Origin of the sequence: Burkholderia sp. BCC1998, from assembly GCF_905339875.1 — a bacterium.
Classification (GTDB): Bacteria; Pseudomonadota; Gammaproteobacteria; order Burkholderiales; family Burkholderiaceae; genus Burkholderia.
Window position 1 is genome coordinate 14439 of the sequence record NZ_CAJPHE010000032.1, and the last position, 12178, is coordinate 26616.

The 12178-nt window shown below is 59.5% G+C and carries 8 protein-coding genes and 1 pseudogene; 8 read left to right on the top strand and 1 reads right to left on the bottom strand.

Translation table 11 applies throughout. From position 1 onward, the window contains the following. Positions 1-6 precede the first annotated feature (6 nt). Genes U5A56_RS33955 through U5A56_RS33970 form a run of 4 tightly spaced genes read left to right on the top strand, consistent with a single transcriptional unit; the run spans position 7 to position 4181 of the window. Positions 7-996, top strand: a complete 990-nt coding sequence (locus tag U5A56_RS33955; protein WP_321926909.1) for a WD40/YVTN/BNR-like repeat-containing protein — start codon at positions 7-9, stop codon at positions 994-996. A gap of 4 nt (positions 997-1000) precedes the next feature. Then, positions 1001-2146 carry a GlxA family transcriptional regulator gene (locus U5A56_RS33960; protein WP_235879177.1) on the top strand — a complete coding sequence of 382 codons (1146 nt, stop codon included), beginning with the start codon at positions 1001-1003 and terminating at the stop codon, positions 2144-2146. 50 nt (positions 2147-2196) lie between these two features. Further along, positions 2197-3933, top strand: a complete 1737-nt coding sequence (locus U5A56_RS33965; RefSeq protein WP_044846512.1) for an AMP-binding protein — start codon at positions 2197-2199, stop codon at positions 3931-3933. A gap of 5 nt (positions 3934-3938) precedes the next feature. Beyond that, positions 3939-4181, top strand: a complete 243-nt coding sequence (locus U5A56_RS33970) for a hypothetical protein (protein WP_044846495.1) — start codon at positions 3939-3941, stop codon at positions 4179-4181. A 448-nt stretch (positions 4182-4629) separates the two neighbouring features. Here U5A56_RS33970 and U5A56_RS37235 read toward each other — a convergent pair. After that, positions 4630-4849: pseudogene (locus U5A56_RS37235) on the bottom strand (DUF2384 domain-containing protein); the annotation flags it as partial. A 389-nt stretch (positions 4850-5238) separates the two neighbouring features. On the opposite strand from U5A56_RS37235, the gene U5A56_RS33975 reads away from it, so the two are divergent. The 4 genes from U5A56_RS33975 to U5A56_RS33990 all read left to right on the top strand — a co-directional run bounded on the left by U5A56_RS33975 (position 5239) and on the right by U5A56_RS33990 (position 12122). Then, a complete protein-coding gene (locus U5A56_RS33975; protein WP_124488985.1) occupies positions 5239-8022 on the top strand; it encodes a type VI secretion system Vgr family protein in 2784 nt (927 codons plus the stop codon). A gap of 11 nt (positions 8023-8033) precedes the next feature. Continuing rightward, positions 8034-10208: an effector protein Tle3 domain-containing protein gene (locus tag U5A56_RS33980; RefSeq protein ID WP_321926912.1), complete on the top strand. Its 2175-nt coding sequence runs from the start codon at positions 8034-8036 to the stop codon at positions 10206-10208. 149 nt (positions 10209-10357) lie between these two features. Next, entirely contained in the window at positions 10358-11842 is a 1485-nt protein-coding gene (locus U5A56_RS33985; protein WP_260434459.1) for a type VI lipase adapter Tla3 domain-containing protein, read from the top strand. A gap of 19 nt (positions 11843-11861) precedes the next feature. Further along, a complete protein-coding gene (locus U5A56_RS33990) occupies positions 11862-12122 on the top strand; it encodes a PAAR domain-containing protein (protein ID WP_321926915.1) in 261 nt (86 codons plus the stop codon). Positions 12123-12178: the final 56 nt, after the last annotated feature.

A 12178-nucleotide genomic window follows, 5' to 3' on the forward strand; every position in this document is an offset into this window, starting at 1 on the left:
TTGATTATGAAGTGGATCGTTCGACGCAAATTGTGCATTTCCGCGCTGATCGCGGCCGCCGCGCTGCCGCTTGCTTGTCAGGCGGGGACGCGGTCGGATATCAAGCCGCAATTGCAACTCCACGCGGCGGAGAAGACGAGCGCGGCGACGCAGGCGCAACTGCTCGGCGCCGCGCACGCGGGAAAGCGGCTCGTCGTGGTGGGTGATCACGGCGTCGTGCTGCTGTCGGATGACGACGGCAAGCGCTATCGACAGGCATCGTCGGTACCGGTCGACTCGACATTGACATCGGTATTTTTCCCGGACGAGCGCAATGGCTGGGCGGTCGGACACTGGGGCGTGATCATTCGTACCAGGGATGGCGGGGAGACATGGACGCTGCAACGCAACGACATCACCGTCGACCAGCCTCTGTTCTCCGTTTATTTTGCGAATGCACGTGAAGGATGGGCGGTCGGCTTGTGGTCACTGATGCTGCATACGATCGATGGTGGCGCTACGTGGAACACGGTGACGCTTCCACCGACACCGGGATCGAAAAAGGCGGATCGGAATCTCTACGCGATCTTTGCGGACGGCAAAGGGGTGCTCCATGTGGCCTGCGAGCAGGGCCGCGTGATGCGTTCGACCGACGGCGGGGAGAACTGGACCTACGCGGAGACGGGTTACGTCGGTTCGTTTTGGACCGGCGTTGCGCTGGAGGACGGTACGTTACTCGTCGGTGGAATTCGCGGTGCGATATATCGAAGTACGGACGGCGGCGTGAATTGGGCCGCATCGAAGACTCCGTTTCGCAGTTCGGTCACGGATATCGTTCAACTGCCCGACAAGCGCGTAGTGGCCGCGTCGCTCGACGGGATCATGCTGGCGAGCGCGGACGGGGGTTTTAGCTTTACAGGCAAGCAGCGCGCGGATCGAGTGGCGCTGACCACGGTCATCGGCTCGCCGAGCGGGACTCCGCTTTATTTTTCGACGAGCGGCGTCGAAAAGCCTTGACCCGATGTCTTCGACCGAGCGGTTGGCCCAGCATCGTTATCGAATCGATATGAGCTCAATGAACATAAACCCGCCGCGCGCGGAGCCTTCGTCGCGTCGCGTCGGCTTACTGGTGACGCCGCAGTTCTCTCATCTCGGGCTTGGCATATTGATCGAACTGATGTCGCTCGCTAACCGGCTGGACGGACGCGCCCTGTATGAGTGGGTCGTGCTTTCCATTGACGGGGGGATAGTGCGGGCTGCGAACGGCATGTCGACGCCGTCTCAGCCGGTCGGTTGCGAAAGAGATGCGTTTTCGACGATTTTCGTCTTCGCGAACCTCGATGCGATGAGCGACGAGGACGATCTCGCCATACGAACCTGGTTGCGGAACGAACGTGCGTCAGGCGTGCAGATAGGCGGAATTGAAGGCGGAGCAGACATACTTGCGTCGGCGGGACTGCTTGACGGCCGTTCGTCGGCCATCCATTGGAACAGAATCGAGCGTTTCCGTAGCGCCTACCCGGAGGTGAGGGCGACGACGCAAATTTTTACGATCGAGCTCGATACGATCACCTGTGCAGGCGAGGGCGCGATCGCCGACATGATGCTTGAATGGATCGGCTTGCATCACGGTTCCGAACTGACCGACGCAATCGGAGGGCATTGGTTGCATGCGCGGCTGCGTGATGGCAGCGAACGCCAGATCATGAACGCACATGCCGTCGCGCGGCCGATGAACGGCCTCGTCTGCGAGGCGATACGTCTGATGCGCGAATCAATGACGACGCCGATGTCGTGCCGCGCGATTGCGCAGGCGCTCAGAATGTCGACGCGGCAACTCGAGCGGCTATTCATGCAGCATGTGGCGACTACGCCAATGAAGTACTACATGACGTTGCGGATCGAGTTCGCACACAAACTGCTGATGGACACCGACCTCAATGTGTCGAAAGTTGCCGTCGCGACGGGCTTCCACACTACCGAACATTTCGGCCGCGTGTACAAGGCGATGTTCGGTTGTCCGCCGAGCCGCGCTCGCCTGGATACCGACGGTGCACCTGCGATACGTCAGTGGGGCGCGTCTTGTTCCCGCTCGCTCGGAGACGCGTCGTCGCGTATCGGCATCACGATCGGTGAGGCAAACACCATGGCTACGTCAAATAAATAGTGGACTGGATGTGCCGGCTGGCGAATGAACTTGGTACCTTGGAGACGAGAATGAAAACACAGTCAGAAGCGAACTTGCCCGGGCGCGCTGCGATCATGCCCCGCGACGGGCTGTCTTATGTGCGGGGCGACACCATGCCTCCTTTGAGCGAGTTGACCGTGTCCGCGTTGCTCGCGGATACGGTCAATCGACATGGTCACCGCCCCGCGGTAGCGTTCCGAGAGCACGGCATCCGCTGGAGTTGGCTGGACCTTGCCGACGCGGTGGACGCCATGGCAGCCGGCCTGCATGCGCTCGGCCTGCGTCGCGGCGACCGCGTCGGCATGTGGTCGCCAAATCGCCCCGAGTGGCTGGTGACCCAGTTCGCAACGGCCCGTTTGGGTCTGATCATGGTCAACGTCAACCCGGCCTATCGGTTAGCCGAACTCGAGTACGCACTGAACAAGGTGCAATGCAAGGCGATCATTGCTCCGGAATCGTTCAAGACGTCACGATACTTGGAGATGCTGCGGACGCTGGCTCCCGAACTGGCGGACTGTGAACCCGGCGCGCTGCTGGCCGCCAGGTTACCCGCGCTGCGCTGCGTGATCCGTCTCGATAACGTATCCGCGCCCGGCATGCTGACCTATAAGGCCTTGCTGTCGCTTGGCACAGACGTGCCGGTCTCCGAACTGGACGCAATCACGGCACAGCTCGACTGCCATGATCCCATCAACATCCAGTTCACCAGCGGCACGACAGGCGCGCCCAAGGGGGCTACGCTGACACACCGCAACATCGTGAACAACGCACGCCACGTAGCGGCAGCGATGCGGTTCACCGAGCAGGATACGCTGTGCATTCCCGTGCCGCTTTACCACTGCTTTGGTATGGTGATGTCTGTACTGGCTTGCGTATCTACCGGCGCCCGCATGGTGTTCCCGGGTGAAGCGTTCGAACCCGTTGCCACGATGTCGGCAGTGAGCGACGAACGTTGCACTGCTCTGCACGGCGTGCCGACAATGTTCATCGCCCAGCTTGATCACCCGGACTTCGCCAGCTACGATTTTTCCAGCCTGAGAACGGGCATCATGGCAGGCGCGCCTTGTCCCATCGAGGTCATGAAACGTGTATCGACCGACATGAATATGACGGAGGTCACTATCGCCTACGGTATGACCGAGACCAGTCCGGTCTCGTTCCAGAGTGAAACAACGACCCCTTTGGAGAAGCGGGTTTCCACCGTAGGCCGGATACAGCCGCATCTGGAATGCAAAGTGGTCGACATCGACGGCCGGATTGTGCCGGTGGGCGCGACCGGCGAGCTTTGGACGCGTGGCTATTCGGTGATGCTTGGATACTGGGACGACGAAATCCGAACGCGAGATTCGATCAGCGATGGCTGGATGAAAACCGGCGACCTGGCAACGATCGACGCAGAGGGCTATTGCAACATCGTCGGGCGTATCAAGGACATGCTTATCCGCGGCGGGGAGAACATCTATCCGCGAGAGATTGAGGAATTTCTCTTTAGCCATCCGAAGGTACAGGCAGTGCAGGTGGTTGGCGTACCCGACCCGAAGTACGACGAAGAGGTCTGTGCGTGGATTGTGCTTAAGCCGGGCCAGAGCGCGACGGAGGATGAGATTCGCGCTTTTTGCCGTGACCGAATCGCTTATTTCAAGGTGCCGCGCTACATTCGATTCGTGACGGAAATGCCGATGACGGTCACGGGTAAGGTACAGAAGTTCGCCATTCGCGAAAGCATGATTCGGGAACTCAATCTGGTGGAGAATAAGACGGCCTGATCGCAGTGATCGTGTCCGTGTCGGCGAACCGGCCGGCGCCCGCCGCAGCCGTGCGGATGCTGGCGGTGACTGAGTCCGATCTGATCGACGACGGCGAGCGCAACACCCGACTCAAGCTTATGAAGCCGAAACTTCTCAAGCCGCGTCACGTATTACGACACATCGCGGCTCAGGACGGCTGGTTCAGTGTTCATCGAGGCACGCCTGACGGACTGGGAATGAAGTATGTGTTACTCGACACCAACTAGGAGTTCGAAAAGCGGTTTGGCTATGTGCGGGATGCGCTGACCAGCATGACTTTGTTTCATCTGCGGGGAATTGCAACTGCCCGAGCACTGCTCATCCTGCCCTACGAAGTGCCGCAAGTCTTTGATTTTATGTGAGTTGTATGGCGCTCTTTCTTCGGAGATCAACTTTTCTGCGGATTTTGTAGGAAAAGGCCACCTTTTCTGCCGCTCGTGGAGCGAAACATTTGCAGAAAAGGTGGTCAAGTCTTTGATTTATAGGGGCCCGAGAGGCCACCTATTTTGCGAACCTACAGAAAAACGGTGGCCCTTTTTTGCAGTACTTGAACAAAACTATTAATTTCCAAATCCAATAGCTACTGCTCGAGGTTGACGGGAAGTTCCGCCTAAATGGCGCCCAGCGTCTCGAGACGGGAGATCGTTGCTGTGGCATTGCGGATTGGCAACGGGCATTGCGATACCAGAAGCGTGCTCTGTACGTCGCCGGAAATATCGGTTGCTGCCCGAATGATCCGAGGCGCGTCTCCAAGGAACTTCTGTACGCTCTCGGAGCCTGCCAAACGGCTCATCATGTTACGGTGTACATGGGCCAGCCCCGCGAGCGTTTGCATATGGATGTGGATGTGCAAAGCGAGAGCGAATCGCTTCGCCGAGATGATCGGAGCGATGCTCGTCGGTCCTCACAATGACGCCATGAATTAGGCGAAATCGCTGGAACTGCCGGTGATATCGGATTCCACGACTGCTTTTTATTGCACGCTATATGCACATTTATAGCATCCGCATTCACTTCGGCCCGTCTAGCCAAGACGAACACAGCGATGGAAGCGTGTACGCGCCTTGGGCGGGGCCCGGGAGACATCCGACGTTCGGAGCACTGCGCGTCGGTCCAGATAGAGCGGCGGAATATAGTGTTCTTCGTCGAATAACATGAAAAATTGTTAGTCGGCATCCCCGATTGTTATTTTCGGGTCACATTTTGGTAAACTCGCGCGCAGCCGCCAGCTATTTAGAACAGCAACATCCGGCGGGTCATAACGAATCAAACTGAGAGACCGTCGTGGATATCCGAGAGTCGTTCCGCAAATTCGTATCGGGAATCGATGCGAATCGCCGGCCGGTCGTGCTGAATTGGGGTAAGGCGCAGCACGCGCTGGCGTCGAAGATCGCGTTGCAGCACGCGAGCATCCGCGAAAGCATGATGACCGGCATCAGCGGCTATCTGACCTGCATTTCGCAGCAGGGCGATTTGCCTCCGAAGCTTTTCATTGGTGCGCCGGTCTCAGTCGGTATCGTCACGGATCGCGGCCAACTGCATGCCATCAACGCAATCGTCAGCGCCGTTCAGATCGGCCGGACCGACGGGGAGCTGACGGTTTACCAGTTCACCGTGACCGACGCGGTGAACCTGCTGCAAAAGCGCACCAATTCCCGCATCTTCCGTAACGTCAGCGTTGTCGATGTACTTGGAGTCGTCCTGAGCGAATGGCGACAGCGTAGTGTTGCCCTCGCGCAGGCGTTCGAGTTCGACCTGTCCCAACTCGACAGATCCCGCTATCCAAGTCGCTCTTTCGTACGCCAGGTCAACGAATCTGATGCCCGTTTCATCTCCCGGATTGCACGTCGCGACGGCATCACGCTGTTCGTGCGCGCCGGACGGGTGAGCGGGGAGGCGAAAGACGGCGATCCTCCCGTGCATACGCTGGTGTTCTGCGATGACCCTCAGAAACTGAGCGAGTCCGCCGCAGGTACAGTGCGCGTCCATCCACGAGACGCTGGAACGGAACAGCGCGACACCATCACCGCTCTGACGATGCGCCAGCAACTGATTTCGGGGGAATCGGGGCGACCTTCGTGGGACTACCGATATGCCCGCGTGGACCAGTCGAGCGCATCGACAAGGATCGATCAAGGCGAATCGGGTAACGATCTCGCGAAATTGCTATCGGACTTCGTGATCGACGTCCCGCATATGGCGGACTCGTGGGCAGACCACGAACGGATGACGGAAGATCGCATTTTGGCTCATGAAGCGCAGGCGGTTCGATACGACGGCGTGAGCGGAATTCGCGACCTCGCAGTCGGCTCATGGATCACGATCGCCGGAGAGGACGAGTGGGGCACGCTCCCGTCCGACAAGCAGCAATTCGTGATTACGTCACTGCACCACGAGATCTGGAACAATCTGCCCAAAGGGTTGAACGAGCGTGCGCAGACGCTGTTCGCCGCCAGCCACACGCTTCAGCAGCCACGCTCGCTGAGCGATGGCGACCCGTCCGGGCAGGATACGCGCTACGAAAATACGTTCTCGTGCGTGCCGCGTGGCACGCCTCTCACGCCGCTTTACGATCCCAAGACCGACCTTCCGCCGACGCCGTTGATTACCGGGCGCGTGGTCGGGGCCGAGGGCGAGGAGGTCAGTTGCGACGAGAATGGCTGCGTGTTCGTGCAGATTCTCGGTCAGGATTCCCGCGATCATGCGCACGCGCAGGGTGCCGGAACGAACAGCAACGAGAGCGACAGCGCACCGATCCGCGTGGCATCCAGTCTGGCCGGGCCGAATTTCGGGGAGACTTTCTTGCCGCGGGTGGGCACCGAAGTTCTGCTCGGGAGCCTCGGCGGGGATCCGGACAGGCTGGTCATCATCGGCGTGCTGGCAAACGGCGCGAACATGCCGGCGAGTTTCACTCATACGGGCAGTCTGCCGGGCAATCGCTTTCTCTCCGGTATCAAGACGAAGGAAATCAAGGGGCAACGCTACAACCAGCTTCGTCTCGACGATACACCGCAGCAAATCAGCGCGCAGCTTGCATCGGAGCATGCGCATAGCCAGTTGAATCTCGGCTACCTGACGCAACCACGCGACAACGGACAGGGTGCAGACCGCGGCCAAGGCGCCGAATTGCGCACGGACGCGGCAGCTGCGTTGCGCGCGGCGCAAGGGATGCTTCTGACGACTTACGCGCGTACGCAGGCGAGCGGCGGACAGCTTGACCGCAATGAACTCGTCGAGTTGCTCGGCGAATGCGCTGAGCTGTTCAAGGCGTTGGGAGATTACGCCGGCCAGCACGGCGGCACGGCGACCGATGCGACGGGGCAGCAAGCTGTCGTGACCGCCTTCAAGGGATGGACGCCGGGCGGCCACGCTTCAGGCGACGATCGTGCGTCGAACGCCGACGCAGACGACTCTCAGGCGCTGATGGCATTCGGCGCAAAGGCGGGCGCGCTCAATATCACCCCGAAGACTTACGTGACCTACGCCGGCGAGAACATCGATCAGATCGCGCGGCAGAACCTGCAATTCGCCGGCGGTCAGCGCGTAATCACGACGGCGGGCCAGGGCATCCACCTGTTCGGGCGCGGAGAAGGCGTCCGTGCGATTGCCGGCGAGGGCCCCGTTGTCTTGCAGGCGCAACAGGACACGCTTGCGGCGACTGCTCAGAAGGGGATACAGATCATGTCGGTCGGCGACGAGGTGTTGATCTCGGGCAAGTCGATCCGGCTCGTCGCGGAAGACGGAAGCTACGTGAAAGTCGGTGGCGGCGTCGAGGTCGGTTCCGACGGTGCGTTCACCGCGCACACGGCGGGACATGATTTCGTCGGCCCGAACACGGACCACGTTGCGCCGCCGGCGTTCAATCGCGGAGGAGCCGATCAGAAGTTCCGCTTGCGGTACCCCGGCACCGACGGTGACGACGGTATGCATCCCGTGCCGAATCGTCCATACAAGATCACGCTGCGCAATGGCCAGGTCATTAACGGGATCTCGGATGCACACGGGTTGACGGAGCTGGCATCGAGCGACGCGATGCACATTGCACACATTCAGGTTTTCGACGTTTAAGGCAGGCGATCATGTCCGATACCACAACCTCGTCGCCCCGGATCGTCGGCGAACATCAGGCGATTCTCAATTGCAACCGGCCGCAGGATGCGTTCGTCAATACCGACGTACAAAATCGCTTCCCGTGCACGACGATCCTGATCCATGGCGTGAATGACCTTGGAACGGATTTCGGCACGGTCGAAGGCGGACTGTGCGATGGATTGAACGACCGCCTCGGTCGCACCGATTTCAAGGGCGCGGAGTACTCGCACGGCCGCATGGCGAACGACCCGAGCCAGGTGAGCGTTGCCGACATGATGAAGAACATGGACGACGCCATCTATCGTCGGCGGGAAAGCGAAGAGACAAGGAGCCCGTTGATTCCGTTTTATTGGGGGTTACGCGTCGGGAAGGAGGATTTGCCCCGGGACCCCAATAAGGAAACCGTCAACGGCCAGTACGTCGACCGGTTCGGCAACCGCCTCGATGAGCACCGCGCGCGCAACGGCGGATTCTTCGCCAACGCGACCAACAACATCCCCGACATGTTCGACTCGAATTTCAAAGGGGGAATGACGACGAAAATTCTCGACCGGATGCAGGGCGACCCGACGCACCCGCTTCGCGAGGCGGAAAATCGGCACTACATGTTGCTGGCAGCTCGGCGGCTCGCGGCATTGGTGCGGCAAATCCGCCTTATCGACCCGGACGGGACGGTCAACATCATTGCGCACAGTCAGGGCACGCTGATATCGCTGCTCGCCCAGGCCTATCTCGTCGAGGGGCTGATTCCCAACCAATGTGGCCCGGCTGACCGTCCTGCCGACACGTTGGTCCTGATCGACTCGCCCTACAGCTTGAGCGAGGAGTTCATGGATCGGCTGCTGCAACGCGGGGACCAGCAGCAGACGGCTTACGCGCGTGCAAAGACCCTGGCAAACCTGGCCGGGTTTGTGGCGAGCGGCAAATATTCGACGCCACCACTCGATCAATTGAAGTACGTGCCAGGTCGGGACAATTTCGGCATCGTCGGCCCGACGTGGGATCCCGTGCAGGCGACGCGCCTGAGCGGGTTGCAAGGCAACGAATGCGTCGTGTTCGCCGAGCGCGACAATCGCGGCAAAGTGTATATGTACTTCAGCCCGGAGGATGCGACCGTCGGTCTGCGCGGCGTCAATGGCATGGGTTGCTCGGGCTTGCCCGACTCAATCCACGTGCGTGCGGCGCAGCGGGGAAGCAAGCCTGAGAAAATCGATCTGCTGTCGGCGGCTTTCCGGCAGCGTGTCTTTACCCGGCGTCTGCGGCAGGGCAAGCCGGTTCAGGTTGGTACGCCGCCCGGAAACTTTACGATGCGGGAAAAGGGTGAAACATCCCATGGCTTGCCCGGCGGCTTCACGACATGGGTGAAATCGACGCAGATAAGCGTCGGTACCGAGCGCAATATCAATGGCGAAGCATTGACGCCACCGTTCGATCCCGAAATGGAAGGCAATGTGCTGCCTGGAACGGAGGTAACGCCGCTTTCGGCAAATAATGCTGGCGAGTATGCGCCCGGCAAACAATCCATTGACCAGCTCGAAGCGGAAATTGCCTTGAGCACGAACAGTGGCGAAGGTGCGTTGCAGCCATTGCCCGCACAAACCATCGAATGGCCAACGAGCGAGGATGGGACGCTGCCGACCACCGCCGAGGTCGAGGCGTCGTTGAATGCGGGCAAGGATCCAGACGATCAGTGCAAGGTAGGCCGGGTCGTGTCGACGGTACCGCCGTCGCCCGGGCACATCGTCGTCTATCGGCAGGAGACGCTCAACGAAGCCAAGGTTCGGCTGATGAATAATCATCAGGGAGAAAGCTCATATCACTCGGCGGTCATGAGCGGTCGTAGAAATCACCGCTGTGCGACCGCGTTCGATGTATCGGTAGGCCAGGCGCGTGCGCTGGACGATCCGGACTGGGCAAAACTCCTGCGGGCAATTGCCGATTGGAGACTTCCGGAGAGCGATATAGTAAAAGCCGAGAGAAAACTCGGCAAAAAGCTCGACCCCGTAACGTCCGAAATAGTAAAAGCCAATTGCAGCTATTACGAAAGCGGAGTTTTCCCGGAAGAAAATATCGTGCCCAAGGATTTTCCTGACGGTGTGGTCAGTGAAACCAGGAAAGATCGAAATAGCGAAGATGCAAAAGAAGCACGATCGGTACATTGACAATTTGATGCGCCATGATTACGACAAACGTCACACGACCACCGGCTTCACGAATATTTCTGCTCGCACTCGCAATCCTGACTCTCTTATGGATTGCAGTCTTTGAGTTTGTTGTTGGAAGGGAGGGATTTTTGGGAGGGAATATTGCAATGTATCGACGCTTGTCGCTGTTGATCTTGCCGCCGCTATTGTTGGCGGCATGCGTCAGTATCGCCTATGGTGCCTCGTTGCGTCGAGACTCGCCGCCTCGAGACACGCCCGCTGCCGCTCGTCCCTCCAGCGTAAATGAAGCTGTCGTTGCCGGGGACGGATCTCGGGACGCACGGTTCACATTGGAGATTCGACGCTTTGGCGTCGCCGTTGACCGGTTTCGCCAGCGTGCGCTATTGATGCGGCTGGACGAGGCAGGGACCAATGGAACGTTGCTCCTGCAAGATCCCAAACAATATCCGTGGTCGAGTAGTGATCGAAGCTTTGCGGGACATAAGCGCGAGAACAACGTTTTCGGCTATACATTGCGCGGATGGGTCGATTATTGGCCGATTCCCGTGATAGTGGCCGGGCCGCCCCGAAACGAGAGTGATCCGGATGCGGGCCGGATGGCAACCCACATCAGTAGTGCGGATAACGGGGCGGGGATTGGCAATACAATTTATACGAGACTCGATGAAATACATACTGCGTATGGGGACGATGTAGTCTCTAGAGCGTTTGATATTTTTGACCGCGAGCCGGACTTGCCGGCAGTAGTGTTGCTGGTTGAGGATGGAATCAACACGCGATCCTATTTGGGTACTCCGGGCGCCGATTACCTGGGTTTGTCCACAAAAGACGGAAACTTCGTACCAAAGAATCCGGACAGTTACGTTGCGTTGCTCGTGACGAGAAAGGATCGCGTTGACCGATTGATTCGTCCATATGTGGTGGACGCACCAGAGGCAATCGACAACACCCAGACCCGATATGACGTGATCAAGCTGTGGAATTATTTCTGGCAGCTTCAGAAAGCCTACTGGAAGAAGGGTGAAAAGGAGATGCCGGCGGATTATTGGCAGGCGAAGCTCCCCGAGTTCTGGAAGACCGCGTCGCTGAAGATACCGGACGGCTTCAAGCCGAACCCGTGGGTGCCGATTCCGTGGACGACGTGGCAACTGAAGGAGTACGACAAATGGCCGGTCCTGGCCAATCTGCATCGGCCGGTGCGAGTCGATCTGAGCAACGGGCACGGGGCGCCGTTGAAGAAGGGCGAGCGAATCGAAAAGATCCGCGCCGGCTGGCAGCAGGCAGTGGGCACGCTTGCGCCCGGCGAGCAGCCGGGACGGATGTTCTACGACACCGGCTCTTCGACCGCCAATCTCGCGTTGCTGGTGCAGTCGCTGCACGACAACCCGCAGCATATCGATATTGACGATCCGAAAGACGCATTCGACATGCAACGCCGTATCGGCGGCGACACCGGAACGAGCTCGATCTGGGTCCAGACCGCGCTGGCGCTGATGATGGGTTATGGCGACGGGAAGACGAGCGCACTGATCAACCTGCGGGATCCGCTGCATGCCACGATCGTCATGCTGACGCCGTCGGACGCCGCGTCGCGGCAAGCGCATCCGCAGACGTTCAGCTGGGATTTCTGACGGACCGGATCGACACGTCATGGGTCAAAAGCGATACATCATCGAAGGCGATGTGCACAGCCACGGCGGACGCGTTGTGTCCGGGGCGCCGAACTCGCGAATCAACGGGCGCGCGATTGCACGCTTGCACGATCCCGCGATTTGCGAGATTCACGGCCTGACCTTCATTGCGACGGTGTCGGGGCACGCCCGGTTCGACGGGCAAGTCGCCGCATGCGACGGCGACTTGCTGGCATGCGGAGCACGCCTGATCGCGAGCCAGGAACAGACGGGAGGCTAACGGAAATACGGGGCACGTGGGCGGTGCGCCGGTCGAGCCGGGCGCCTCGCCCGATC